Here is a 24932-nt window from a genome sequence, read left to right on the forward strand (position 1 = left end):
CATTTTAATATTTGAAACGACTGATCATTACCTTCAAATCAGCAGCCATGGTTGAAAGCAACTGTGCAGAAGCTGATATTTCCTCCATGGAAGCCAGTTGCTCTTGTGAGGAGGCAGCAACTTCCTCAGATGTGGCGGCATTACCGGTTGCAATCGTCGCCAGCTCGTTGGCTGTCGCTGCAATTTCTTGTACACTGGCTGATATTTGCTCTGCAATCGCAGCGACCTCCTCTACCTGAGGCGTTGTCTCTCGAATGCCTTCCATCGCATGACCTAGCTTGACAATGGTTGCTTTGGAAATCTGCAGTCCATCCTGCACCTCAGTCGTGACCCTGTCCATCGTCTTCACTGTTGTTTCGGTTTCATGCTGAATTTCGGCAATCAAGGTGGCAATCTGTGTGGCGGATGTCTGAGACTGCTCTGCCAGCTTACGCACCTCATCAGCAACGACGGCAAAGCCTTTTCCATGATCACCCGCTCTGGCTGCCTCAATAGCTGCATTCAATGCCAGCAGGTTTGTCTGATTGGAGATATCACCGATAACCTTCGTAATTTCACCGATTTCATGAGAGCGGGCTTGCAAGGTTTGAATCATCTGGTTGGAACGCTCTACTGATTGATGAATGGAATTCATTTGCTCGCCTGTCTGCTCAACAGACTTTCGTCCTTCCTCGGCTTGCAAGGCAGATCGTTTGGCCAAATCAGCTACCAAAATCGATCGTTCAGCAATTTGGGTGATCCCTTGTGCAATTTCATCCAGGGCCACCGAATTATTTTCCAGCCCTGTAGTCTGCTTCTCTGCACCACTGGCAATTTCTTGCACAGCCTGGGACACCTGCTCACTTGCAGCACTGGTTTGTTCCGCGCTTATTGTGAGTTCATTCGAAGAAATTGCGACATGATCTGCACTGTTCCCTACGTTCTGAATGACAGATCGCAGGTTATTCTGCATATTTTGAAAAGCCACTCCTAATTCTCCGATCTCGTCCTCGCTCTTTACTTGAATGTCCTGTGTTAGATCTCCGGCGCTCACATTTACCGCTTGTTCTTTTAACTTTAAAATCGGTTTGATGATGGAACGAATCAGGAAATAAACAATGATAATACCAATCACAAGACAACCGACGATGGTTAGTAAAGTGCTGATCAAAATCGGGCCTGCTGCTTCATCGACTTCAGACAAATACAGCGTTCCGCCTATCTTCCAGCCAGTCAGCTTGTTAGTTGCATAGTTCATATATTTGGACTGGCCTTCATACTTATACTCGTATTCACCAGTATCGCTCTGAAACATGCGTGATTCAATATCTGTAATTTTGGTGCCTGCTTCCTTCGTCGGATGTACAATGTAGGTATGGTTGCTGTCCAGCAATATGGCATAACCTTCATGACCTACTTTAATATTGTTCAACGTCTCTTTAATACCACTAATTTTCAGGTCAATGCCAATAACACCCGATCCATCTGACGTTGCCCGGGACACCGTAACCGTCATTTGCTTCGAGCTTGCCGAAAGATAGGGAGAACTAATCGCTGTCTTTGCTTGCTCTTTTATCGCTTCATCGTACCAAGGTCTGACCCGTGGATCATAATTGTCCGGTAATTGCTTCTGTGGATAGGTTATAAATTTACCATCCTTCGTACCATAAGAGATGGATTCTGCTTCAGGATGAAGTGCAGCATATTGCTTAAAAAACTCTTCCAGTTTGGCCGCTTGTTCCTCCGTCTCTACCCGATTGCCTTTTAGTCTTTCTGCAAAATATTCTGCGTCATGTACCTTGGGTTCGATAGTACTATCAATAATAAAATTAGTGCGGATGATAGCCTGCTCGGCACTTTCTTCAATCTGGTTTCGAATCTGCTGACTGGCGCTCACAAACGACAAAGCCCCCACGATCATGGACGGTAAAATCAGAAAGGCAATAAAGGCGACCATTAGCTTCGTTTTAAAATTTTTGCTGAGCATCCTTGCGACTAGCCACTTTTTTCCTGATAACTTCTTCATTAATAAACATCTCCATTTCATTACCTAGATTTCCTAACCTATGGTGAACCTCTTCGTCTTGCCGATGATGACAATCACCCGACAGACTCTCTTTCACATTTTTCACATCTGCTGCTAAAACGCTTGGACATAAAAGATATAAACACGCTAGTTAAATAGGTATATGTACTTATTTTCGAAAACAGCAAGGCTGGTCGGAACCGGTTCTTTGATATAATATACCTAAAAAATATTAAAAAAAATGCGTAGCACATGTTAAGAAAATATTAGTTTCATTTCACTATACCTACCTCTTAACATGAAAATAATCCCCTTGAAGGTAGCAAACATAGGGTCATTTTCGATAATCACCATATGCTTACTACCCCCAAGGGGATTAGGTTTGATCGCTTTATTCCGTTCAATCCAACAACACCTTCAGATCTTCAAGCCTGGTAACAGGTGCCTGACAGGTAAAATGCTCACACACATATACGGCTGGTTTGCCTTCCACAAGATCGTAATCACGGATATAAGAAACCGTCTCTGCAATCTCCGACTGTCCTTCATCCTTCAAAATAACGACCGTATTCGGCCTGAACCCAGCTCGAACTGCCTGAATGAACTGTACGGTCTGCAGATCGTCCCTATGACCTACAATCACAATCTCCTTCGTCGTTCCCGTCGCATACAACAACGCGCTGAGTAACGCGGAGTGGCCTGACGGGTAATGAGCAACCATACCGCCAAAAGCCTTAAACTGCTTGGCTGCATAGTTCTCTAATTGAGATTCACCCGTTAGCCGCGCAAGCCTCACAAAATTATAGGCCGCGATGCTGTTACCCGACGGAATCGCACCGTCATAGATTTCTTTAGGCTTGGCAATTAGCTGCTCACTATCTGACCCATAAAAGAATAATCCGTCCCGTTCCTCATCCCAGAACAAATCGATCATATTTTGATTGAGCGTCAACGCCCGTTGCAGATACTCTATATCGAAGGTCGCCTGGTATAACTCGATCAAGCCCCACACATAAAAAGCATAATCATCTACATAACCGGGATAAGCTGCTTCTCCGTCCCGATAACGTGCCAACAGCCGTCCGTTCTCCTGTCTCAAATGGTTCCACAAAAACGTCTCAGCCTTCCGAGCTTGCTCTGTATATCTCGTGTCTCCAAAAGCTTGTCCCGCCTTCGCCAGAGCAGCAATCATCAACCCGTTCCACGAGGTCAAAATCTTGTCATCCTTGTGAGGATGAACACGTTGCTCTCTGGCAGCAAACAGCTTGGCGCGTAGCTCACTAACCCGCTGCTCCAGTTCCTGCTCAGTCAAGTCATGCTTGATCCCATAGGCTTCCAGATTGATATCAATCAGGTTTGGAATGTTGTGGCCTTCAAAATTTCCGTAAGGTGTAATTCCATACAAATCGTTGAAAAAGGCGGCATCCTTATCGCCCAATACAGCCCTTACCTCGGAATCGTCCCAGACGTAGAATCTCCCCTCTTCTCCTTCGGAATCTGCATCTTCCGCCGAATAAAAGGCACCACCTGCATCCGTCATGTCTCTTGTGATATATGTAAAGATTTGTTCTGTAATCCGTCGGTACAGTTCCTTGCCTGTCACCTGCCAAGCCTCTGTATACGCGATGGCCAACAGAGCATTGTCATACAGCATTTTTTCAAAATGCGGCACCAACCATTTCTCGTCCACGGAGTATCGTGAGAACCCCATGCCTATATGGTCGTAGATTCCGCCCCGGGACATCGCATCCAGCGTCTTCTCTGCCATTTCCAGTGCCTCTTGATTCCCCGTATGCTGTGCATATCGCAGCAAAAAAGACAGGTTATGCGGAGAAGGAAACTTAGGAGCTTCCCCGAAGCCGCCATATTCCTTATCGAAGGTGTGGCTGTATTCATGGAAAGCTTTATTCAAGCTCTGTTCATCCAGTTCACCGCGATAACCTGCAAGCAAGTCCTGCCGCTCATGCTCGGTAAGCACCTGCTCACTCAGCTCCACCAGCTCTTCGGGCTGTTCTTTCCACCGGGTACCCACCTTGTCCAGCAGCTCCAACAGTCCGACACGGCCAAATTTCTGCTCCTTGGGCAAATACGTCCCCGCAAAAAAAGGCTTCTGATCCGGCGTCATCAATATCGTCAGTGGCCAGCCTCCATGCCCCGTCATCGTCTGGCAGATGGACATATAGATATGATCCACATCTGGACGTTCTTCACGATCCACCTTAATGGATACGTAATCCCTGTTTAATACCTCAGCTACTTCTTCATCCTCGAAAGATTCTCTCCCCATTACATGGCACCAATGGCAAGTGGAATAGCCGACAGATAGGAAAATAGGCTTGTTATTACGCTTAGCAGTTTCAAAAGCCTCATCTGACCAAGGGAACCAATTTACTGGATTGTGAGCATGCTGTAGCAAATAAGGTGATTTTTCCTTGGCTAGTCTATTCGGTTTGCTGCTCGTTGTCATGGGACATCACCACTTCCGTAGTTGGATTTTATGCTTGGTACTATTTTACCCTAAATGAATGGTAAAAGTCGGAAGGGATGAAAAAAGATAATATCAGATTAGAATATATCAGTATCCCTCTCCCTCACCGGCTCATCCAGCACGATCAACTTGAGTTTTAACGCAATCACCTTGGCGACATTGACACGCTGAGGTCGGAGCTTATTAGAGGAGTTTAACATTATACTCATTAGAACATCTCCAGAGCTTTCAGTAAGGCATATTCACTTGTTCTAGCCCCTTCTTTTGAAAAATGCGCATCCGGAAACGCGGGAGACATATGATGGTACCCGGGATAGACATGTAATTCCACTAAGACACCATCAATGGCCAGTTGTTTTGCAAAAACTAAGACCTCATCAATGAATAAATCAAGGGTACCTATATTTATATAAGTCGGTGGTAATCCGGCCAATGACTTAGCACGGGCCGGCACATAATACTCACTTACCTCCTCCTGACCCGGTTCATCCCCCAATACAGATTTCCAGCCAAAATAGTTGCTTTGTTTTGTCCAAATAAACTCTCCTGCGTATGGATGCTCTGGTGCGGTGCTTGTGCGATCATCTAGCATTGGCCTCATTAATCTTAGATGATGGATTTCGAATTCCTTCTGATCACGAATGTACAAGGCTAGGCCAGCCGCCAATCCGCCGCCAGCGCTGCTGCCCCCTACGGCAACTTTCTGAGTATCTATCCCTAACTCTTCCGCATGTTCAATACACCATTTTAGGCCCGAATAACAATCCTGTAACTGACTTGGCTGTACATGCTCTGGTGCTAGGCGATAGTACACAGATACACAACAAAAACCATGTTGTGAAGCAAGAGATGCATTAGCAGGACGATCCACGACTGGACTTCCTAAGACCATCCCGCCTCCGTGTATCGAATAATATAGAGGCATCTTATGATGCTTTGATTGTGAGGGCTTAATGATTTCTATTTGAATATCTGGACCCCTAAAATAGCTTGGCACAACCTTTTTTTCTAATGTAATAGGGAACATCTGCGTTACATCTATTTGTTGCATCATTTGAGATTGATTTTTACGTGCTTCCATTAGTGTAGATTCGGTAAGGTCGGTTATTAGTATTAAATCAACTGCACTGATAATTTCTGGATCAATCAGATGTCTACTTCTACTTCTTTGCTCCCCCATAGTAATCGTTTCCCCGCTTTCTTGTTTTAAAGACAATGAATCAATACATATTTCAATTGTTGCTGTCGTTTATATTCATATTTTAAAGATTAAAATAAGCTTTATAAATGAAAACAACGATTTAGAATCATTTTTGGCATAAAAACAATAATAAAAAAATGAAGTACAGCCTTTGAAATAGAATGGGTCTGTTGGATCATTGAGGGAGGGTGAGCGGAATTTTGGGATCAAGAACGGTATGTAAAAAGTTCAAGAGAGAAAATGAAATGCCAAAAACGTATTTCGGAATCTGGATGTGGGAGGTAATGCAAACACACATCAAAACTTTTGCCAAATAAAAAAGACGTGACGGATTGGTCGTTCACAGCGATCATCCGATCACGCCCTAAGCTCACCACGTTATGAAGCCAAAATTAAATTCATTTATGCGGGTAGAGTACCACGCCACTTTGCAAACTAGGTATTTTTATGTGAATAAACAATTTTCTTAATGGTTTCGGTAGAGAGGAAAAACTCCTTAGCTAATTGCTCGATACTGCTGCTATTTTGAAAAGCATTTCTGATTGCGGCATTTCGCTGTTCAAGCAACCTTCTCCCGCCACTCAAACTGCCCCAATTCATATATTCCGTTTTTGGCTTGGGAATATACAGAGTCTCTCCTTGAACATATTTTTGAATTTCCATAATTAGTTTTTTAGGTAAAATTTTTGTAGCATTCGTATATCTCAATTTTGCTCGCCCCTTATTTTGATTCTTTAAAATAAGGTGCAAAGCCAAAAATATTAAAAAAGCTTGTTCAGCGTTAAAAATTGTTTCGCCCCATACAAAGTAACGCTTTCCTAATAATTGGCTTTGCATGAGTGTAAGAAGTCACAGACAATCCCAATAGATTCTCCATCAGTAGGCACCCCCTTTTACTTCGCAAGTATAGCATAACTTCTGCTCACCTGGGACCAGCTAAATGATATCAGTACAATCCAACCATTAAAATTGAGCTGATATATAACTGATCTTCATTCGTTTATGAGGTGTTGCCGGGACTTTTGTTTGCCCGACTCTTGTTATTTGCAAGCCGATGTTTTATATTGACATAAGAGCAGGTCAAAAATAAAAGAGGTGACGGACGAGATGTCTCCACGCACGAAGGAACAAAACGAAGAGATCCGGCTGCGGCGTCTGGCGCAAATCCGGAAAGCCGCTGCCGATGTGTTTTTGAATAAAGGGCCTTTACTGGAAATCCGCGATGTGGCCGTCCAAGCGGGACTCGGCTATGGCACGGTATACCATTATTACAGTAATAAGGGCAATTTGCTCCACGATCTGCTATGGGACGCGTTGGAGCGGGCCGGGGGATGGCTGGAGGCCCCGCGCGCTTCGGCTTCGGGGGAGGCGCCGGCGGGCGGGCATTTCGGCTTGGCTGCTGCGGCGGACACCGGGAACTCGGCTGCCGCGGATTCCCAAAGCGGAAGCCGCGAAACGGCCGCTGCCGCAGAGCTTGGCCCCGCCGCCGCCGGCATTCGGCTGCTACAGCTTTGGGCGGAGGACCACGCCCTGTACCTGCTGCATAAGCTGGCCGGTGAGGGCTTTGCCTCGCTGCCTGAAGCGCGCTCGGCCCCGCTCTCGGCCGCCTTTCGCCGGGAGGTGCTCGCGCCGCTTGCCGCGCTGCTGGAAACCGGTCATGCGGTGGACGGGACTGCCGCTTCCGGCGGAAACGCGGCGGAGCCGCCGTATCCGCTACAGCGCGCGGAAATGCTGCTGGCCGCCTTGGTCGGCTGCGCCTCGCTTTCGCTTCGCCGCGGAAAGCTGCACGAGGAGGCCAAAGATATCGTCCGGTTTTTAAAATTATAGAATTGATAAGGAGCGAATAGACAAAAATGATCATTCTAAAATCACCTAGGGAAATCGAAGAGATGAAGCCGGCGAGCCAAATCGTTGCGGACTGCTACCGCGAGGTGGCCAAACTGATCGGGCCTGGGATCACCACCCGGGAAATCAATGACTTTGTTGCCAGACACATCACCAAGCTGGGCGGCAAGCAGTTTACGAAAGGGTACAACGGTTTCCCCGCCGAAACCTGCATTTCGGTCAACGATGTGGTGGCCCACGGCATTCCTTCGAACCAGGCGCTTATGGACGGCGACTTGCTGAAGCTCGACATCGTCGTGGAATACGGCGGATGGTTTGGCGATTCGTGCTGGTGCTATGCGGTGGGCAATATCCGGCCGGAAGCGCAAAAATTAATGAAGGTGACAAAGGAATGCTTGGATCTGGGGATCGCCCGGGCACTCCCGGGGGGCCGACTCGGCGACATAACGTCGGCGATTCAACAGCATGCGGAATCAAACGGGTTTTCGGTCGTACGCGATCTGCTGGCGCATGGGATCGGGCGGAGCCTGCACGAGGAGCCAAGCTACGAGCATATCGGCGTAGCCGGCAAAGGCATTCGGTTAAAGGAAGGCATGGTGTTTACGATTGAACCGATGATCAACCAAGGTACGTTCCGTATCACGATCGACGATGATCAGTGGACGGCGAGAACGGCCGACGGCAAGTTGTCAGCGCAATATGAGCATACGATCGCAGTTACGTCGGACGGACCACTGATTTTAACGGCCCAGTAAGAATAGAGGCGAACGGACGGCAATGCGTCATTTTAGGAAATAAGTCGCCAACCCGGCCTGCCTGGCTTGACGAAAGTTCGTAATCTGAAACGCGAAAAAGCGCTGGTTCCAGCCTGGGACCAGCGCTTTTTTTATATGGTTTGTAACTTTACCGATTTACGAAAAACCACATTGTTATGCGGTTTTTTATTATGACTTTGGTATCGTGTTACGGATTTACACTCTTTCTTGGATAGCCTGTCTTGCGTGTATTTTTTTCATTGCAAATCTTGCTATTGGCTGAGCAATCAATAGCTCAATCCAAAATGCTACACCAAAATTTCTAAACCAACTATGAAAGAAGTTCTGAAAAGGTTCTAGGCTTATTTGTTTCGTACCAACCCAAGTTCCTATAATGGTTAGAAGAACAGATAAGACCGTAACATTCAATAAAGTATTCAATAAAACTCTAGCATTAAATCCATCTGTTTGTCCTACGAATTTGGGTATCACTTTACCCACTAACGGTCCCGCAACCAATCTTACTAACAAGACAACGATAATCCACATAAACGGAATAATCTTTAGCGTTTCTAAATAATTTTCTTTACTAAAGCCGCGCTCCAATCCCATAATAATCGGGGCGATCGTGTTTACTGAAATAATTGAAATAATCAATAAAAATAATATACCTTCTTTTGCGTTTTGAGGCAGTCTTTCTTCCTTATACATATTGTTTCCCTCCGAAATAAAAATATTTCAGATGGTAGACGTATCATGCGACATATATTTTTGGTCATTAAAACTAGTACCAATATCTCTACACACTGATCTAACAATTATAACAACTTTTTTTAAACAAATAAAAGGGTTTCTAAAACATTTTTTCCAGTTAATTGAACAAACTCCAGCTAACTTTAATTAGAGAAATCTGATAATCTAAGTTTATCAAAAGAGACATTAAGGAGTATATGAATCAGATGAGCAATTTTCTAAGTGAATTTGAGGAAAGATTTAGGGCAGGATTTTTGGATGATCTTAAAAGCATACTGGAAGAAGTGAAGAATGAGCGGGTTTACGCTTGTGCTTTTGGCACAGACAGCGATTTTATCACCTTGTTTCTTGCTGTTAATACGGAGGAATCACTTGTTAGACATATCACAAACATGAAAGCCCAAGGCCTGTGCAACAGCAAGGAAGATGAAAATTATTATAGATGGGGATTAAGCGAATATCAATATGGCGATACAACACATCTCAATCATATTAGCAAATTTCTGTATGCAACCGAAAATGTGTTTGACTATAAAGATGAAGTGATAAAAATTATGGCCAAGGTAGTTAAGGAAACAGACGATGTACTTTTTAATCAATTCGGCCAATCCAAAGAAGATATTATTTTTTTCGTGTCCATGACGGATGATGATATGGCCGAGGAACTGGAAAATCAGTCCGTAATTCAGATGACAAACGCCAAATTAGTTGATGACTTCTTGCATCGTTATCAATAGAAGTACAGTTTGAAATATTACACTCATTTCGTTCTCCAGCGCCGATTGATTGCGCATCCTGTTCATTTGGTTTATCTCCATTAGATATGAAAAAACTTATTTCTCCTCATGGTTCGAGTTGAAATAAGTTTAAATTAAATACATTCATCCAGATGAACAGGAATTCTTACCATTCGACTTCTTCAAATAATCGGAAAACCATCTTTTTTTCAAATTCATCTAAAATTCAAATCCAGATATTTCTTCTTTTGTTTATCTTGGGGTTCCCTTTTTAATGATAATTCACTTCATTTTTTTATCATTTTCTCTGTACGGAAGCCTTCTTTTCCGATTCGTGTCATTGCATGATATAAGACTATGAGGTTCTTATCTTCTAGCAAATTTTCTAATTCACCTATTTGAACCTTCCCCCTTCCGCTATCTTCTTTAATATACTTCATTTTAATCCCAGCTAAGAGCTGTAAATTGGAATGACCGGGAGCTTGTTTCATCAGAAACAACCACTATGATCAGCTCTGCATTTCTTTTCGCAAACTACGCCGCTATCATACTCATGGTATGGGAATCCGTTTGTTTTATTGTAGCGAGACTCCGGTGCAGCTTATGATTGACGATTCCGATCACCACGTCCGGCTCCATTTCATCCTGATGGGAGAGCATAACCATTGCTGCAATATCTCCCATCTGATATGCCGCCGTCAACGCTCTCAGAAAAGTTTTCGAGTTTTCACTTTCCGGTAAGGATAACTCTCCTTTGAGAAGATCCTCCCTGACTGCTCCAAGCGATTTTCGTGCCCGGTGGAGTGCAACTTTTACCGCTCCCTCCGTTGTTTCAAGCATGTCGGATGTCTCACGAATCGAATATCCAAACACATCTCGCAGCAAAAAAACAGTTCTCTGAAGCGGAGATAAATGATTCATTAAGGAATGCAGCGCTATCTCGATTTCAAAAGATCCATGATCGGGTACAGTTACTTTCGCTTGTTCCCTATTCAATATCCGAGTGTAGACTGCTTTTCTCCGTATGTCATCAATCCAGGTGTTCTTAGCAATCCGTAGCAAAAGCGCTTCGGGATTTGTATGCTCGAAGCTATTTAACTTACCTAATGCTTTGATCCAAGTGTCCTGAGCCAGTTCTTCCGCATCCCAATTTGATTTCGTAAGCGACAGACAGTAACGTTTCAGGACCGCCTGTAATTCCTCCAAGTTCTCGATGTTTATTATATTATCTGTCATTTGTATAGAATCATCTATGCGCATAGGTCCTCTCCTCCACGGTCTTATTCTGCCCTTTCCTAGAGCAAAACCATTTGCTACCTCCAATGTAAACGAACAAGTGGTTGTAAAAGTTACACCATTTACGTAAATCGTTTTCCCATTAAAGCCTCCGTATCTTTTTACGGCCTCGGTTCGTTTACAAGGAGAAATCAACTGGAAACAGGAAATTGGGGGTATAAAAAATGAGTGTTTATGTGCCTTATGTTGTCGAGCAAACTGCTCAAGGTGAAAGATCGTACGATATCTATTCCAGACTATTAAAGGATCGTATTGTGTTTGTCGGGGCAGCCATTGATGACCATTTGGCTAACAGTATTATTGCTCAATTATTGTTCCTGGCGGCAGAAGATCCGGAAAAAGAAATTTACATGTATATCAACAGCCCGGGTGGCTCTACTTCCGCAGGATTTGCCATTTATGATACGATGCAGTACATCAAACCCGATGTGCACACGATATGTACGGGATTTGCTGCTTCGTTTGGCGCGATCCTTTTGCTGGCGGGCGCCAAAGGGAAACGTTCGGCGTTGCCGAACAGTGAAATCATGATCCATCAGCCGCACGGCGGCGCACAAGGTCAGGCCAGCGATATTGCGATCAGCGCAAAACGAATTTTATGGACGCGTGAAAAGGCAACCCGTATCACAGCTGAACGGACCGGGCAATCTTTTGAAAAAGTCGAAAAAGATATGGACCGGGATTTTTACATGTCCGCTCAGGAGGCACTGGAATATGGTGTTATTGATCAAGTGATAACTTCTTTGTAAAGTATGCTCAAAACCTAATGATCTGCAAGAAACTTCAAGAAATAATACGAGGTGATATCATGTTAGCAAGCTTACAAGGCAAGGAAGTAACTATTCATTTTATAGATGGGACAAATGTATGCGACGGGATATTGGATCAGATTGACGACAAGTTCGTTAAATACGTTACGCAATATCAGACGCTTGTTATTCCTATTACATCCATTCGCACCGTATCCATTGACATTAAGGAACGGCAACGCTACAGAGTTGGATTCGCCCCATGAACCTATTTTAGCATGGGTGGCAATTACATGTACGGAGGCCCGATATTATGGAAATTTCACAGGGAGTAGAAATGCTTCAGCTAGATTTTCATGGGAATATGATTCACCCCATTCTTTTGTGGGATCGAGAAATGGCTGTATTAATAGATACAGGATTTCCTGGGCAAATTGAAGATTTACGCGTGGCTATGGAAAAGGTAGGCGTGTCGTTTGACCAACTAAAAGCTGTGATTTTGACGCATCAAGATGTGGATCATATAGGAAGTCTTCCTGAGATTTTGCAGGAGTGTGGCAGTCATATTAAAGTCTATGCACACGAACTGGATAAGCCGTATATTCAGGGGGAGATCCCTCTTTTAAAAGATGGTCACCTTGTGAATCCCCCGAAGGGCAAAGTGGATGATATCTTAATAGATGGCCAGGAACTTCCGTTTTGCAGCAGGATTCGAGTCATCCATACGCCTGGGCATACTCCGGGTCATATCAGCCTTTATTTAAGGCAAAGTAAAACTCTTATTGCCGGGGATTCGATGTACAGTGTAAACGGGATTCTCGCGGGAATTCATGTCCCGACCACACCCGATATAAAAGTAGCTCATCTCTCATTAAAAAAGTATTTGGATCTCGACATTGCATCCGTAGTTTGTTATCACGGGGGATTAAGTAATGTACATGTGAATGATCAGATATTAGGACTTACCCAAGGATTATAAAGTTAAAGTTCCGGTAAGTTACCTTTGGTGAAACAATGTTGTGAACGAGAAGATTATTTAAAATAACACTTTGTTAATTCGTGATTGAACTTTAACAAAGTGTTATTTTGCATTTCACAAAATAGATCTTCATTGTTTATTCCTGCAACCCATACTCCCCGTGTGCTAACTTGTATATAGATCAGACTTTAACTGATTAAAAATATATTCTTGCATTTGATCTAAAAGAAGAATGATGTTAGCATCTTTGCCATTTTTCAAGACCCACTGAATAGACATCATTGAGTTAGCAGCATATAGTTCTGCTAAATACTCTAATGCGATCGAAGTTGAAGAATTCTGTTGCTTTAAATAATCTAAGCAAGTCCTAAACAAAATTTGTTCAAATTCCTTACGTAGATCTGCTGTCACTTCATGAACGGCTAACAATGTTGAAATTTCGAGCTTATTCTTAATCATATTATCGGTTACAAGTTCTATGGCGTTTGCCACCTTGCCATCTTCCGTGGAATCAAAACGCTGCTTAATTTCAACTTTAAAATCAGAAGCATACTGTTTAACTATTTTTTCTAGCAAGTCGTACTTATCCAAATAATGACTATAAAAGGTAGAACGTCCGATAAGAGATTGATCACAGATTTTTTTGATCGTAATATCTTTAAAATCATGTTGTTGGAGTAATTCTATTAAAGCTCGCTCAATAGCTATTTTTGTTTTATAAATTCTGATATCTTCATTCATTCAACCACTTGCTCCTTATGTGTAAGTTTTCGAACACTTCATATATAACATGTAAGACATCTTACAGATTATGCGATACTAATTATTTTTTATGTAGTAACTATACTCTATAGTAAGCACATACCCAAATTGAAGGAGGAAAATATATGTTTAAATCCTATGTCAATAATGAACAATTCAATCTTCAAATTAATCGTTTTATCAATGATTATTATCAAGAAGATGATCAATACGTACCTATTAGCCGACTCGCACAAATCCAACAAGAATTAATCAATGCTGCGTCCATTACACCAAAGTATTTACTAAAGAAACAGGTGGTAGCAGGTCACAGGGAGTTAGCATTTAATGAAATGAAGAAATTCATATAACAACTGTAAAAATATATTGTTCGTACGCAACATGCCCATCAAAATCGTAGTTCCATAGCTTCAATCGTTATTATCCAATCAAAGCAGATGTTTTTTCAACAACGTCCATTCGCTCTCATTAATGCCCGATCCTTTTCTTTTAATCGCGGACATGCGTAACAGTAACCAAATTCACGATCCAAGCAATAAGCCAGGCAACAAGCTGTTTTCACTAACATTTTTTGATCAGGGATATTTGGGTGTTCAATGAAATTTGGTTTAATATTAAACGGGTTATTACGGAGTCCGAACGCACTAGCATCGACATCGTGTGTGAGCAATTTGAAAAAAGAAATGATCCTGGTTCTACTTTCTTCATCAGACGCTTCGGCCAACTCTTCTTCCATTTGAGCATACAACGCATTAACGATTTGTCCCCATAATGGAATAGCGTTTATGGGGGCCAGTTGGGACAAAAGTTGGATTATAGGCGTTACCTGTTCCCTGTAAAAGGAATCAAGCGATTTCTTCTCCCCCTCATCCCAGTCCATTATCGAAATTTGGATAAATCGCACTTCGTTGATTTTAAATGAAAAAAGCGGATAGCCGTCAACTACATATAATTGTACGGATAAATTAGATAATGATAAATCCAACAGCAACACGTTGCCTTGATACAGCATGTGCTGCATCGCACCGCATACCCCGGCGTACCAGCTAATAAAAAAAGCTGCTGCTGCTGAACGTTCTTTAGCTTTGATGAGCGTGCCGTATGTGTCGATTAAGTGATTCATATTTTCAACTTTTAATAGATCAAATGCAGGGATGGTAAGCACGGTTTTATCGAGCTCATTCAAAGTAAGGAAAAATTTTTCTTCCAAATGTTGAAAATCAACCGTGCCCATAGCATACACTCCCATTATTGTTCTCTATTTTTCAAAAGCATGAACGACATCGTTAATAGCATGAAGATCTGCCAATGGAGACATGCCAAGACTAAACCATTCCTTGCCTCCCATCATGTGAACCTGTTTTTTTTTCACGGCTGTCATGTTTTTCCATAAAGAGCTGTTCAGCATTTCCTCATATCTATTCCGAACTTCTTGACTGGAGTCATCATCTAACTGCAAAATGATATGGTCAGGATTATATTCCGGTATTTTTTCCAATGAAATGGATAGACTTAGCTCACCCTGTGGATATTCTTTAATCGGCTTTAGACCTAATGTCTTATGGATGAAGATTCCCCGATCACTATTTTCTCCGTAAATAACGATCTCCTTCGCCATAATCATCATGTACATGACTGTCTCGTCACCAACTAGAGAATGAAGTTTCTCCTTCGCTTCAGTTTCTTTCGTTTGCAAATCCTGAATGACCTTTTCAGCCTGTTCCACTTTGCCTAGAACCTTGCCAATATCCCGTAACTCATCACGCCAATCATCCCGCTGCGGTAAAAGCACCGTTGGTGCAATTTTGGAAAGCTGAGCATAATCCTTATCGGACCACCACGTAGGGGCAATAATTAAATCCGGCTTAGAGGCCAGAATAGCTTCAAAATTAGGAGTTTGGGCAATTCCCATCTTCAGTGTATCTTTAAACGGTTCCTTTAAATAGGATGGGAAATCCGGATGATAGTTTTGTACCGCAACAGGCGTAACGCCAAGTGCATATAACAACTCTGGGTAAACAACAGAGAGTCCAATGACCCTTTTGGGCTCCGTTGGAATACTAAGGTCCCCTTTTAAAGTTGAAATAACGTGCTGCTCAGCAGTGGCTCCTTTATTCGCTTTTTCAGAATTGCTAGCTGTGTTTCCTGCATTATTGGCTCCACAAGCAGTACTTACAATGACGAACAATACGATAATTAAACCTGCGATTATATGTCGTTGTTGCTTCATTCTTCGGTGGTCCTCCTGATCATTTGATTTATTTATGACAACCTCTAATTAAAATTGATTATCATTATCATATATTAGGAGTATAGATGAATTTATAATTTCGGAATATTGACGATAGCGACTTTTTTTCATGCACGATCCCGCCAAATCTTTAAAACTTCATCCAGCATAAGCTCATGAGTGAAAGCCGTATATTCTACCCAAGGATATGAGGGAAGGAAGTCCACCCGGCTGTTCCTGACAGCTTTCAAATCACTCCATAGCTTAGAATTCATGAGTGTTTGCCAACTTAATTGTGACTGAATGTCCTCGTCTACGATGAGCAATAAACGATCTGGATCAAAATTCGCTAGTTGGTCAGGCGTTATCTGCTGATTTTGACTCAAAAGATCGACGCCTTGCACAGGCAGAACATGCAGATCATCGTAAAATACTGTGCCTAGGCTTCTACTGCCCAAAACATTGTAACGATCACCGGTGATTCTCAGAATGAGGAGACGATCATCCTTGAATACATGTTTCACTTGCTCTCTTACAAAAAGAGCCCTTCGATCATATTTTTCAAGCCAAGTCTCGGCTGCTACGGTCTTGTCCAGAAATTTCCCAATTAAGCGCAAATGCGTACGCCAATCGTTCTTCACCCAGGGTACAAAAAATGCAGGTGCAATTTTCCTCAGCATTTCCTGTTCCTCAGGAGATACCAGAGTGTCGATACCAACAATAAAATCGGGTTCAGCAAGTCGAATTTCTTCTCTCTTGATCCATTGATTTGAACTTAGAGGAAGCACGGCATCCATGTGATACTTTCGCTTGTAATAACCAGTCCATGGGTGATCGGCTGGTGCGGCGAAAGGATTAATTTGAAGCGCAATCAATTGTCCAATGTTGGGGAAATCGTAGGCGACTATTTTTTTTCTGCTGTTCTGCATAAATGCCGCTGGAGGCAGGCCCGATACCTGTTTAAATTTGCGCCGAAAATAAGTATCGTCATGGTAACCTACATGTCGTGCAATATCTCGAAGACGATTTTGCCCACCCGACCTCATCAGCTGTTGTGCCTGCTCGATTCGGAACACTGCCAAATAGTCGATCGCGCTGCAGCCATACCTTTTTTTGAATAATCGCATAAAATGACGGGTACTCATTCCCCCCACCTTGGCCAAGTGATCGATTGTCAGTTCTTTCTGGTAATGCTGCTCTATATAGCCTTTGATATAGTCTAGGGCTGTTTCCGAATCGTTTCCTTGTTCAAGATGGGCATCTTGCAAGATGGTATGCAGCAGTTCTTGAAAGAGAATTTGCCCGCGAAATCGTTTTAAATGATCCTCATCCTGCAAGTATTGGTTAATGGTATCGCACAACGTATTAACAGAAACAGGCGACGTAACGATAACTTCCCCTTTAGCCGGAAACGGGCTGTTCTTCTTAATAATCTGCATCGAATGGGCTGAAGATACCTCATCGTCCATAACATCAAATCGAAGATAATAAAACCCTCGTTCATCAAAGGAGTGCGCGGCTGCTTCGATGAGTTCTCCTGGCGTACACACGTAAACGCTGCCCTGTCGAAGTTCGATGAATTGCCCATCAATCGTTAGCCAGCCTTGACCGCTTGCCGCAACAAGAATCATGTGGGATTCGATAAACTGAAGTCTTAGCTCCCAATCATTTGCTTGATTCTTGATATGCTCAATTTCTCGTAGCTTGAAACACATCCCTTCGAGGGGTGCATATTCTTTATGTTTAAAGTTCTTTTCTATATCAACCAAGTAATCTCACCGCCCTCATACTAGCTAAAACATTTAACCTTGATACAAGTCAGACTTTAACTGATTAATAATATATTCTTGCATTTGATCTAAAAGAAAAATGATGTTCGCATCTTTGCCATTTTTCAAAACCCACTGAATAGACATCAAGCATACTGTTTAACTATTTTTTCTAGCAAGTCGTACTTATCTAAATAATGACTATAAAAGGTAGAACGTCCGATAAGAGATTGATCACAGATTTTTTTGATCGTAATATCTTTAAAATCATGTTGTTGGAGTAATTCTATTAAAGCTCGCTCAATAGCTATTTTTGTTTATAAATTCTGATATCTTCATTCATTTAACCACTTGCTCCTCATGTGTAAGTTTTCGAACAATTCATATATAACATGTAAGATATCTTACAGATTATGCGATACTAATTATTTTTTATGTAGTAACTATACTCTATAGTAAGCACATACCCAAATTGAAGGAGGACAATATATGTTTAAATCCTATGTCAATAACGAACAGTTCAATCTTCAAATTAATCGTTTTATCAATGATTATTATCAAGAAGATGATCGAGCACAAGCTGACTTGGAAGAAATGATTCCGAAATTAAACGACACCCATAGCTGGTATGAAGCTTGGCTCAATTTTGCAAAGAAACGCGAAGACAGCAAGGACTATGACTTAGCCTCAGTCTACTATCAAGCTGCAGAATTTTATCTTGCAACCACAGACCCCAATAAAGAAAAAATGTATCGAAAATATAGAGAAATGTTCTATAAAGGCTTTCATGATTTTGATTATGAATCCTACAAGATTCCCTATGAAGACTCGTATCTTCCTGCTGTAAAATTATTGACACCTGGAGCTACGAAGACATTACTTGTCTTTGGTGGGTATGATTCTTACATGGAAGAGATGCTTAAAATGATGAGATTTATGAAGGGAATTGATTACAATATTATTGTATTCGATGGCCCTGGCCAAGGAACTGCTTTAAAAAACGGCCTAAAATTCATTCATAACTGGGAAAAGCCCATATCAACGGTGATTGATTATTTCAAATTAGATCGTGTTAGTCTCGTAGGTGCTTCTTGGGGAGGATATTTAGCAATGCGTGCGGCAGCCTTCGAAAAGAGAATCGATAAAGTAGTTGCTTTTAACATTTTCTATTGTGGTTTAGATGCCTTAAAAATGGGCATGCCAGAAGAGACTTACCAGAGCATAGTGCAGCTAGTCGATCGTAATGAAGTAGATCAAGTGAATTCATTATTCGAACAGATGATGACTCACAATATTGATTTGCATTGGAAAATTACCAAAGGGATGGAAAACACCGGTGTAGCAACGCCTTTTGAACTCATTAAAAATTTCGAAAAGCACACGATGCAAGGCATTGGAGCATTCATAAATCAAGATGTTCTTTTATTAGCTGGAGAAGATGATCAATACGTACCTATTAGCCGACTCGCACAAATCCAACAAGAATTAATCAATGCTGCGTCCATTACAACCAAAGTATTTACTAAAGAAACGGGTGGTGAGCAACACTGCCAAGCAGGCCACAGGGAGTTAGCATTTAATGAAATGAAGAAGTTCCTATAACAAAGAGATATAAATACTATAATTTCTCGCATAAAAAATTCAGAGTATGGTTAATGCGGATATTTAGTAAATATTTAAAAGAATTATGTATAACGAATGGTTTCCCCAAAAGGGGAAACCGCCTTTTTTACGTCTCATTTTGATCTGCATATTTAATAAGAATTTTATCCCCTATGATTTTTTTTATTTCTGGGTAAGTTAAATGATCTAGTCCTTTGTTTGTTCCTACAATAATTATACCTTCATCATCAGATCCGCTAAATTAGCGGCTTTTTTGTTTTAAAAGTGCTGGCGCGTCAGTCCTTTTTTTATAAAACATCAACGTGGTTTCCATATATCGCAAAACCGAGAATGGATGGTATAATGAAGGATGATTTAAAGGAATCTGTAGTGTAGTGAAGGGATGATTCATATTGATAAATCACGATAATCTTGAAGAGTATCGAGACCCGATTAATTATGATCTTGAATTTGGCGGTGAGACTAATAAATACAATTTCTATCTTGATATGGCTAGATTGAACCCAGGCGAGGTTCTGGAACTTGCATGTGGTACAGGATTGACAACCATTCATTTATCAAAATCGGGGATACATATAACAGGTGTTGATATTTCTTCATCGATGCTTGAATATGCGCGGGTTAAAGCTCAAGGTTTACCTGTGGATTTTATTGAAGCTGATGCTCGTACATTTGATTCCGAAAAGCGTTTTTCCATGATTTATTTGACAGGAAATGCATTCCAGGCATTTTTGAGCGATGAGGATCAACGAGCCTTACTCGAAACCGTCTACAAGCACCTAGAATCAAATGGGATATTTGTTTTTGAAACACGAAACCCCTTGGGAACCGATTTATCCAACCAAGAGGAAAGCATCTGGGGAAATTTTATCGATAAAGATGGAATTAAAGTCAAGATATCTGGGACACAGTCGTATGATTCAAGTAACCAGATCATGCACTGGGTCACGTTCCGTGATTGGGGATCGGAGAAAACAATTTCTCGAATTGCATGTCGCTTTACTGATAATGACACGCTTCAGCGTTTATTAACGAGCCGCGGCTTTTGTATCGAAAATCAATATTCGGACTGGGATAAAACACCGTTCACCCCTTTATCTCCTTCCATCATTACTGTTTGTCGAAAACATGGGGCCTAAAACGAATAATCCCGGAATGTTCATCCCAAGTGTTTGACGACCGCGCGTAAGATATACATGCCATTCGCATGTTTTTGAAGGAATAACAGGCTATTCCAGTGATTCCCGGAAAGAAAAATCGCCGAGTCACCCTAAAATATGATCAGGACGTTTACAAAAAAAACGTTATTTGGTGGAATGCTTCTTTAATAAAGTAAAGAATTTATCGTCGTCTGGCGACTCACTATGATAAATTGGCGTGTACATTCAAGTCTTTTTTTGCCTTGGCAACCATTATGGTTTGGCTTGCCTGAGTTTGAAGACACGCCCTAATTCATAAAAAATTCAATTGTTTTCTGCCAAGAATCTGATTGACCAAAAGAATTTCCTTTTAAAGTACCACCACAAGTAAAAACACCTCTCACCCATTTTTAAACTAGTCGTTATGAACGATCAGCCCGGTCACGCCTTTTGCCTTGCAAAAGCTTTGGCAAGTCCTTATCGCAGAAAGATACCACCAGCGTTCGCCCACTCGATATTGCGTAATATCCGTTACCCATTTTTGGTTAGGCTTTTACTCTACACACTCAGCAGCTAAGTAGTTTCTCCTAGAGCGACGTTTTCGGCGAATTTTGGACTTGACTAAACTTTCAAAATGAATTGAATACAAACGCTCTACAGCTTGAATAAGTATTCTATTCATTTGGTTCACCTCCATTAGATATGAAAAAAACTTATTTCTCCTCATAGTTCGAGATGAAATAAGTTTTGAATTAAGTGCATTCATTCAAACGAACAGGAGGCATTACCATTCGATTTCTTCAAATAAACGGAAAACCATCTTTTTTTCAAATTCATCTAATATCTTAAACCCAGTTATCTCATCTTCTTTTTCTCCAAGTTTTATCATAGTAGCTATTGCTAAGTCTCCTACTTTATAATGACCTATCATCTTATCTTGAGGTTCCCTTTTTGAAGACAATTCACTTAACTTTTTTATAATTTCCTCTGTACGGAGGCCTTCTTTTCCGATATGTGTCAATGCATGATATAAAACTATGGGGTTCTTTTCTTCCAGCAAATTTTCTAACTCTTGTATTGAACATTTTCCTTCTTCTATTTTTTTTACTATATTCATTTTGTTCCTCCTGAATTATTTTTATTTCAAGTGACTGGTCAGTAATCTTCTTTCTTGAATATAATTTTCAAACAGCATATTTGCAATATCATTACGTCCCATATCTTCGGCAATTTTTATTTCTCTCATATATGCATTTAATTCCATCTTCACACGATTTATTGTTTGAAAATGGTAACTCATTCCTGGAAATCCTTGTTTTGAATCATCTAGATAATGAGTATACTCATGAATTAACGCTCCTATAGAAGCATCTTCATCTATTATTAGTTGGCCAGGCCCTCCCTTGCTAGGAGAATATGCCATTGTGTTACCTTTATATATTACTTCTACTCCCTCTGAATGTAACTCATCAATAATTTTATTCCATTCTTGTGGATGTGACTCTCTTCCAGATCCAATAACTTCTTTTAAAGGATCATCAGGATTCTTTCTGAATATATCATCAATATCTGTATTTAGCCCTCTTACAAAAGCAGGGTGCTGTTCGCTTTCTTTTAAAATATTTGTACTTTTAGCACCTTCATACTTAACAGATCCCTCCAAAATATTTCTTGGGCTTAATCAGCGCTTTAGTTGTCGTAGAACCTATCATCAAACCAGCTGTACCAATCAAATTTGCCATATGTTCTTTTGACCATGCATTTGTGGGATTAAATGCTCCCTGAATCATGCCCGATACTCCAAATGTACCGAAATTGAGCATGTCATTCCATGAATCGTTTTGTTTAGCTGCCCGTTCCATGTACCCTTGATACATTCCCTTCGGAATGCCGTACGACATATAATCTAGGAAGCTCCAGACTGAATCAAATTTTTTCTCATATCGTTCTGAATTAGCTGCTACAAAATCCTGCCCAAGCTCCGTTAAGCTATCCGCCGATTTCTGAAGCGCATTTCGTGTATCTGCAACAGGAACTGCGCAAGTATTCGGTGGAGGTGGCAAGCAACCTGGGTCTAGATTCCCATCCTCCATCATATCTGCTAATCTAAACTTATTTGCATGCTGCCGTAGTTCTCTAGCAATCGAATCTGTTAGTGTAACAAAGTCAGCCATATTCTTCTGAGATGTTTGGAATCTATAATAGAATTGCTCCTTTGTTATCCCCTCCCAAAATCGTTCCATAAACGAAATTTGCTGCGATAACTGACTATTCATTTGCATCGCCGTTTGCTGCGCAAGCTCAAATTTCTTAGAGACAGTTATAAGTTGTTCAGGTGTCACTTTAATTGTTGTCATAATTTACCTCGGTTGAGTTCATTAAGACATAATAACATTATTCAAATTTATGGAAAACCATCTTTATTACTAATTGTTATATGAATTAGAAGACTTAATCCCTATGACCTCTGACTTATATTTATTAAATTCAGCTCCCCCTTCATTATAAATAAGTACCTTTTTAATGCCTCATCTTCTTCTGAATAATCGTGAAAATATATCTTATTTCAGTTATATGATCATAAGATTAACAGCCATCTCATATTAAATAAGCCGGTACGCTATAGCGTCCGGCCCTTGCCTTTTAACTCTATTCTGTATAAGTTTTCTTTCCCTTTACTTTACAAAGGTATACCTTAGTTTCGATAATTTTTCCCATCAAATATTTCTAACATCATCAAAACTCCCGTTTTGTACCCAGAAATATAATCCGAGGCAGATAATATAGAAATTAGGACATCATTTAAATCAGATAGTTCTTCAATTAACTTATAATCTTGTTCTGGCAATCTTGCTTTTAGAGTTTCCATAGAAGCGGATATTTTCTGATGGGTTAGTTCAAGTTCAGGGTTCTTCGGTTTGATTCGTTCACTTGGATACCATTTGCCGTAATATAAATCCTCCAAGATACTCATTTCATCTTCTCCTTCTTGATACAGACTTTGCGTAAATTTCGGATCCGTAGATGCGTTTTGTTCCCCAAAAATAAGAATATCCTATTGGAAATATCAATATTGAATTTTAGCGTATATTTCACTAGGAATAATTGAAGGACTATTGGCAAATTTCCACCAAACAAGCACAGACTATTTATTAAATAGAACAAACCAAAAGAAGCCCTACCCCTTAGGATAGAGTTCCTAAAATCATCAAGCCATCTCACATATGAGCATTTTCCGCTACAAAATTGTCTGATCCTATTGTTCGATCGGCATCTTCCGTTCAAGAAACATTTCATCTTGATATCCAATGGGTAGTACATTAATTAATCTAACTCATAGCCTAACGACTTAATCTGCAATGAAACGGTTAAAAGAGCCAATCTAATTCATCTAAAGTAGGCTTTAAAGAATAAGGAACCTCCATAAATGGAGATCCCTTTTTTTAATAAAATAACATAAATATTCAAAATTTCTCACTTATTAAGCAATTTTTTTGTTACCCAGGTTATAGCTGCATTATTGACATCTTCACCCTGGCCACCGTGGGGAGCTTTAGAGTTAGACATAAAAATATTTTCTACTCCTGCATGGTTAAGAGTATCTCTAAGTCTCAAACTTTGTTGAATAGATACTAAACTGTCACTTCCTCCATGTGCAATAAACATGGGTGGATCATCTGAAGATACATAATTTATAGGACTTGCCAATTCTGCCAACTTTACTTTTTCCCAATAAGGAGAATTGGTTTGTTTTTTATCCCGAATATCTCTCAGGACTGCCACACCTTGTCCTTCTTTATCAAATCCAAGAAGTTTGGCTTCAGCTGCTCGTGGAGAGTCATGTGTTTCGGCTGCCTCCTCAGGAGATTGCAGGGTTGGGTCCATCTCAGGGCCCATGGTAAACATATCTGTTGGACCGTAAAAATCAACTGCAGCCATTACTTTGCTTGAATACTCAAGATTGCCCCCAACATCACCTTCAAGCTCTTTTATATCACTAGTAACAGCGAGTTCGGTAGCCAGATGTCCACCTGCAGAATTTCCTGCTACTGCAATTTTTTCTGGATCAATACCGTATTCCTTGGCATGTGCACGCAGATATCTGATACTGCCCTTAACATCATAAATGGGAGCCGGAAAAATAGCTTCGCCACTTAGCCGATAATCTATGGAAACGAAAGCAATTTTATCTTCTAATACTTTTTTGAAAACTTGATATGCTGAATCTGTAGCCACTTGATCTGTAGCTCTACCTGTCATTTGTGCTGGTCGATTTGGTGGCGCGGCTGTTTCCTTCTTTGCATCTTTAGGCGCATCATCGCCCTGATAGTCCCCTATAGCCCATCCTCCACCATGAATATATACCAAGACAGGAGTTGCTTCGGTTACACCCTCCGGCTTAAAGATGTTCATTTTTAACTCTTTTTTCTTTCCATCGTCATTAGTTACGGTTGCATACACCACATCTTTATAGGTAGGAGCCATACTAATCACATCTGTAGGAGGACTTTCAGCAGCTACGAAACTTTCCTTTTGTGTGGCAAAAGCCAATGTTGCTAAAAGTACGAAGGATACCATTCTTAGTTTTTTATTCATACTCT

General features: G+C 41.1%; 27 protein-coding genes. 9 read left to right on the forward strand and 18 right to left on the reverse strand.

The features are described from left to right. Positions 1 to 4: 4 nt before the first annotated feature. From MKX59_RS15585 to MKX59_RS15605, 5 genes are all read right to left on the reverse strand, one after another. Positions 5 to 2005 carry a methyl-accepting chemotaxis protein gene (locus MKX59_RS15585; RefSeq protein WP_076161185.1) on the reverse strand — a complete coding sequence of 667 codons (2001 nt, stop codon included), beginning with the start codon at positions 2003 to 2005 and terminating at the stop codon, positions 5 to 7. Between the two features lie 400 nt (positions 2006 to 2405). Then, positions 2406 to 4472 carry a thioredoxin domain-containing protein gene (locus MKX59_RS15590; RefSeq protein WP_340858518.1) on the reverse strand — a complete coding sequence of 689 codons (2067 nt, stop codon included), beginning with the start codon at positions 4470 to 4472 and terminating at the stop codon, positions 2406 to 2408. A 98-nt stretch (positions 4473 to 4570) separates the two neighbouring features. After that, complete coding sequence (locus tag MKX59_RS15595; RefSeq protein ID WP_256253353.1) at positions 4571 to 4702, reverse strand: hypothetical protein; 132 nt, start codon at positions 4700 to 4702, stop codon at positions 4571 to 4573. After that, positions 4702 to 5673: an alpha/beta hydrolase gene (locus tag MKX59_RS15600; protein ID WP_340858519.1), complete on the reverse strand. Its 972-nt coding sequence runs from the start codon at positions 5671 to 5673 to the stop codon at positions 4702 to 4704. Before MKX59_RS15600 ends, MKX59_RS15595 begins: the two co-directional genes overlap by 1 nt. A gap of 456 nt (positions 5674 to 6129) precedes the next feature. Beyond that, entirely contained in the window at positions 6130 to 6402 is a 273-nt protein-coding gene (locus MKX59_RS15605; protein WP_068939476.1) for a CD3324 family protein, read from the reverse strand. A 399-nt stretch (positions 6403 to 6801) separates the two neighbouring features. Here MKX59_RS15605 and MKX59_RS15610 point away from each other — a divergent pair, with 399 nt between their 5' ends. Together MKX59_RS15610 and map are read left to right on the forward strand one after the other, a co-directional pair. Continuing rightward, positions 6802 to 7521, forward strand: coding sequence for a TetR/AcrR family transcriptional regulator (locus MKX59_RS15610; protein ID WP_103744912.1), 720 nt, complete (start codon positions 6802 to 6804; stop codon positions 7519 to 7521). A gap of 26 nt (positions 7522 to 7547) precedes the next feature. Beyond that, positions 7548 to 8294: a type I methionyl aminopeptidase gene (map, locus tag MKX59_RS15615; RefSeq protein ID WP_068939459.1), complete on the forward strand. Its 747-nt coding sequence runs from the start codon at positions 7548 to 7550 to the stop codon at positions 8292 to 8294. A 216-nt stretch (positions 8295 to 8510) separates the two neighbouring features. Here map and MKX59_RS15620 read toward each other — a convergent pair whose 3' ends face one another. Continuing rightward, complete coding sequence (locus MKX59_RS15620; protein ID WP_053325395.1) at positions 8511 to 9005, reverse strand: hypothetical protein; 495 nt, start codon at positions 9003 to 9005, stop codon at positions 8511 to 8513. Positions 9006 to 9253: 248 nt separating this feature from the next. On the opposite strand from MKX59_RS15620, the gene MKX59_RS15625 reads away from it, so the two are divergent. Continuing rightward, the gene (locus MKX59_RS15625) at positions 9254 to 9784 is read left to right on the forward strand and encodes a DUF4303 domain-containing protein (RefSeq protein ID WP_068939463.1); all 531 of its coding nucleotides are present in this window, start codon (positions 9254 to 9256) and stop codon (positions 9782 to 9784) included. A 287-nt stretch (positions 9785 to 10071) separates the two neighbouring features. Here the strand turns inward: MKX59_RS15625 and MKX59_RS15630 are convergent, their stop codons facing one another. Then, positions 10072 to 10275, reverse strand: a complete 204-nt coding sequence (locus tag MKX59_RS15630) for a hypothetical protein (RefSeq protein ID WP_068939464.1) — start codon at positions 10273 to 10275, stop codon at positions 10072 to 10074. 43 nt (positions 10276 to 10318) lie between these two features. Further along, a complete protein-coding gene (locus tag MKX59_RS15635; RefSeq protein ID WP_068939465.1) occupies positions 10319 to 11044 on the reverse strand; it encodes an RNA polymerase sigma factor in 726 nt (241 codons plus the stop codon). A gap of 200 nt (positions 11045 to 11244) precedes the next feature. Here MKX59_RS15635 and clpP point away from each other — a divergent pair, with 200 nt between their 5' ends. Genes clpP through MKX59_RS15650 form a run of 3 tightly spaced genes read left to right on the forward strand, consistent with a single transcriptional unit; the run spans position 11245 to position 12808 of the window. After that, a complete protein-coding gene (gene clpP / locus MKX59_RS15640) occupies positions 11245 to 11829 on the forward strand; it encodes an ATP-dependent Clp endopeptidase proteolytic subunit ClpP (RefSeq protein WP_013310269.1) in 585 nt (194 codons plus the stop codon). A gap of 59 nt (positions 11830 to 11888) precedes the next feature. Continuing rightward, a complete protein-coding gene (locus MKX59_RS15645) occupies positions 11889 to 12095 on the forward strand; it encodes a hypothetical protein (RefSeq protein ID WP_053326565.1) in 207 nt (68 codons plus the stop codon). Positions 12096 to 12142: 47 nt separating this feature from the next. Continuing rightward, positions 12143 to 12808: an MBL fold metallo-hydrolase gene (locus MKX59_RS15650; protein ID WP_264453797.1), complete on the forward strand. Its 666-nt coding sequence runs from the start codon at positions 12143 to 12145 to the stop codon at positions 12806 to 12808. A 165-nt stretch (positions 12809 to 12973) separates the two neighbouring features. On the opposite strand, the gene MKX59_RS15655 is transcribed toward MKX59_RS15650, so the two are convergent. Beyond that, a complete protein-coding gene (locus tag MKX59_RS15655) occupies positions 12974 to 13549 on the reverse strand; it encodes a TetR/AcrR family transcriptional regulator (protein ID WP_068939468.1) in 576 nt (191 codons plus the stop codon). 146 nt (positions 13550 to 13695) lie between these two features. On the opposite strand from MKX59_RS15655, the gene MKX59_RS15660 reads away from it, so the two are divergent. After that, positions 13696 to 13920 (forward strand): hypothetical protein, encoded by a 225-nt coding sequence (locus tag MKX59_RS15660; RefSeq protein WP_028541348.1) that lies wholly within the window; start codon positions 13696 to 13698, stop codon positions 13918 to 13920. 95 nt (positions 13921 to 14015) lie between these two features. Here the strand turns inward: MKX59_RS15660 and MKX59_RS15665 are convergent, their stop codons facing one another. The 4 genes from MKX59_RS15665 to MKX59_RS15680 all read right to left on the reverse strand — a co-directional run bounded on the left by MKX59_RS15665 (position 14016) and on the right by MKX59_RS15680 (position 17880). Further along, positions 14016 to 14804 (reverse strand): hypothetical protein, encoded by a 789-nt coding sequence (locus MKX59_RS15665; protein ID WP_340858520.1) that lies wholly within the window; start codon positions 14802 to 14804, stop codon positions 14016 to 14018. A 24-nt stretch (positions 14805 to 14828) separates the two neighbouring features. Beyond that, a complete protein-coding gene (locus MKX59_RS15670; protein WP_023988518.1) occupies positions 14829 to 15800 on the reverse strand; it encodes an ABC transporter substrate-binding protein in 972 nt (323 codons plus the stop codon). 128 nt (positions 15801 to 15928) lie between these two features. Then, entirely contained in the window at positions 15929 to 17569 is a 1641-nt protein-coding gene (locus MKX59_RS15675) for a helix-turn-helix domain-containing protein (protein ID WP_340858521.1), read from the reverse strand. A 146-nt stretch (positions 17570 to 17715) separates the two neighbouring features. Then, entirely contained in the window at positions 17716 to 17880 is a 165-nt protein-coding gene (locus MKX59_RS15680) for a TetR/AcrR family transcriptional regulator (protein WP_340859004.1), read from the reverse strand. A gap of 178 nt (positions 17881 to 18058) precedes the next feature. Here MKX59_RS15680 and MKX59_RS15685 point away from each other — a divergent pair, with 178 nt between their 5' ends. Together MKX59_RS15685 and MKX59_RS15690 are read left to right on the forward strand one after the other, a co-directional pair. Beyond that, complete coding sequence (locus MKX59_RS15685; RefSeq protein WP_340858522.1) at positions 18059 to 19171, forward strand: alpha/beta fold hydrolase; 1113 nt, start codon at positions 18059 to 18061, stop codon at positions 19169 to 19171. Positions 19172 to 19584: 413 nt separating this feature from the next. Further along, the gene (locus MKX59_RS15690; RefSeq protein WP_023988515.1) at positions 19585 to 20331 is read left to right on the forward strand and encodes a class I SAM-dependent DNA methyltransferase; all 747 of its coding nucleotides are present in this window, start codon (positions 19585 to 19587) and stop codon (positions 20329 to 20331) included. Between the two features lie 784 nt (positions 20332 to 21115). Here the strand turns inward: MKX59_RS15690 and MKX59_RS15695 are convergent. The 5 genes from MKX59_RS15695 to MKX59_RS15715 form a co-directional block, all read right to left on the reverse strand. After that, entirely contained in the window at positions 21116 to 21448 is a 333-nt protein-coding gene (locus tag MKX59_RS15695) for a hypothetical protein (protein ID WP_049828402.1), read from the reverse strand. A 21-nt stretch (positions 21449 to 21469) separates the two neighbouring features. Further along, entirely contained in the window at positions 21470 to 21994 is a 525-nt protein-coding gene (locus MKX59_RS15700; protein ID WP_254349166.1) for a hypothetical protein, read from the reverse strand. Then, positions 21978 to 22688 carry a WXG100 family type VII secretion target gene (locus MKX59_RS15705; RefSeq protein WP_069080128.1) on the reverse strand — a complete coding sequence of 237 codons (711 nt, stop codon included), beginning with the start codon at positions 22686 to 22688 and terminating at the stop codon, positions 21978 to 21980. The genes MKX59_RS15700 and MKX59_RS15705 overlap by 17 nt, the downstream gene beginning before the upstream one ends. 338 nt (positions 22689 to 23026) lie before the next feature. Continuing rightward, the gene (locus MKX59_RS15710) at positions 23027 to 23305 is read right to left on the reverse strand and encodes a DUF6809 family protein (RefSeq protein ID WP_023988514.1); all 279 of its coding nucleotides are present in this window, start codon (positions 23303 to 23305) and stop codon (positions 23027 to 23029) included. Positions 23306 to 23805: 500 nt separating this feature from the next. Beyond that, the gene (locus MKX59_RS15715) at positions 23806 to 24927 is read right to left on the reverse strand and encodes an alpha/beta hydrolase (protein WP_023988513.1); all 1122 of its coding nucleotides are present in this window, start codon (positions 24925 to 24927) and stop codon (positions 23806 to 23808) included. Positions 24928 to 24932: the final 5 nt, after the last annotated feature.

This window comes from Paenibacillus sp. FSL R7-0340, from assembly GCF_038002205.1.
GTDB classification, from domain to species: Bacteria; Bacillota; Bacilli; order Paenibacillales; family Paenibacillaceae; genus Paenibacillus; species Paenibacillus polymyxa_B.

Excerpts from the sequence above, each read along its gene's own strand:
- MKX59_RS15630 (WP_068939464.1), bottom strand. The coding sequence starts at position 10,275 with ATGAAACAAGCTCCCGGTCATTCCAATTTACAGCTCTTAGCTGGGATT.
- MKX59_RS15610 (WP_103744912.1), top strand. The coding sequence starts at position 6,802 with ATGTCTCCACGCACGAAGGAACAAAACGAAGAGATCCGGCTGCGGCGT.
- MKX59_RS15685 (WP_340858522.1), top strand. The coding sequence starts at position 18,059 with ATGTTTAAATCCTATGTCAATAACGAACAGTTCAATCTTCAAATTAAT.
- MKX59_RS15645 (WP_053326565.1), top strand. The coding sequence starts at position 11,889 with ATGTTAGCAAGCTTACAAGGCAAGGAAGTAACTATTCATTTTATAGAT.
- MKX59_RS15635 (WP_068939465.1), bottom strand. The coding sequence starts at position 11,044 with ATGCGCATAGATGATTCTATACAAATGACAGATAATATAATAAACATC.
- MKX59_RS15665 (WP_340858520.1), bottom strand. The coding sequence starts at position 14,804 with ATGGGCACGGTTGATTTTCAACATTTGGAAGAAAAATTTTTCCTTACT.
- MKX59_RS15715 (WP_023988513.1), bottom strand. The coding sequence starts at position 24,927 with ATGAATAAAAAACTAAGAATGGTATCCTTCGTACTTTTAGCAACATTG.
- MKX59_RS15670 (WP_023988518.1), bottom strand. The coding sequence starts at position 15,800 with ATGAAGCAACAACGACATATAATCGCAGGTTTAATTATCGTATTGTTC.
- MKX59_RS15595 (WP_256253353.1), bottom strand. The coding sequence starts at position 4,702 with ATGAGTATAATGTTAAACTCCTCTAATAAGCTCCGACCTCAGCGTGTC.
- MKX59_RS15710 (WP_023988514.1), bottom strand. The coding sequence starts at position 23,305 with ATGAGTATCTTGGAGGATTTATATTACGGCAAATGGTATCCAAGTGAA.
- MKX59_RS15625 (WP_068939463.1), top strand. The coding sequence starts at position 9,254 with ATGAGCAATTTTCTAAGTGAATTTGAGGAAAGATTTAGGGCAGGATTT.
- map (WP_068939459.1), top strand. The coding sequence starts at position 7,548 with ATGATCATTCTAAAATCACCTAGGGAAATCGAAGAGATGAAGCCGGCG.
- MKX59_RS15655 (WP_068939468.1), bottom strand. The coding sequence starts at position 13,549 with ATGAATGAAGATATCAGAATTTATAAAACAAAAATAGCTATTGAGCGA.
- clpP (WP_013310269.1), top strand. The coding sequence starts at position 11,245 with ATGAGTGTTTATGTGCCTTATGTTGTCGAGCAAACTGCTCAAGGTGAA.
- MKX59_RS15600 (WP_340858519.1), bottom strand. The coding sequence starts at position 5,673 with ATGGGGGAGCAAAGAAGTAGAAGTAGACATCTGATTGATCCAGAAATT.
- MKX59_RS15650 (WP_264453797.1), top strand. The coding sequence starts at position 12,143 with ATGGAAATTTCACAGGGAGTAGAAATGCTTCAGCTAGATTTTCATGGG.
- MKX59_RS15590 (WP_340858518.1), bottom strand. The coding sequence starts at position 4,472 with ATGACAACGAGCAGCAAACCGAATAGACTAGCCAAGGAAAAATCACCT.
- MKX59_RS15585 (WP_076161185.1), bottom strand. The coding sequence starts at position 2,005 with ATGAAGAAGTTATCAGGAAAAAAGTGGCTAGTCGCAAGGATGCTCAGC.
- MKX59_RS15620 (WP_053325395.1), bottom strand. The coding sequence starts at position 9,005 with ATGTATAAGGAAGAAAGACTGCCTCAAAACGCAAAAGAAGGTATATTA.
- MKX59_RS15705 (WP_069080128.1), bottom strand. The coding sequence starts at position 22,688 with ATGACAACAATTAAAGTGACACCTGAACAACTTATAACTGTCTCTAAG.
- MKX59_RS15695 (WP_049828402.1), bottom strand. The coding sequence starts at position 21,448 with ATGAATATAGTAAAAAAAATAGAAGAAGGAAAATGTTCAATACAAGAG.
- MKX59_RS15660 (WP_028541348.1), top strand. The coding sequence starts at position 13,696 with ATGTTTAAATCCTATGTCAATAATGAACAATTCAATCTTCAAATTAAT.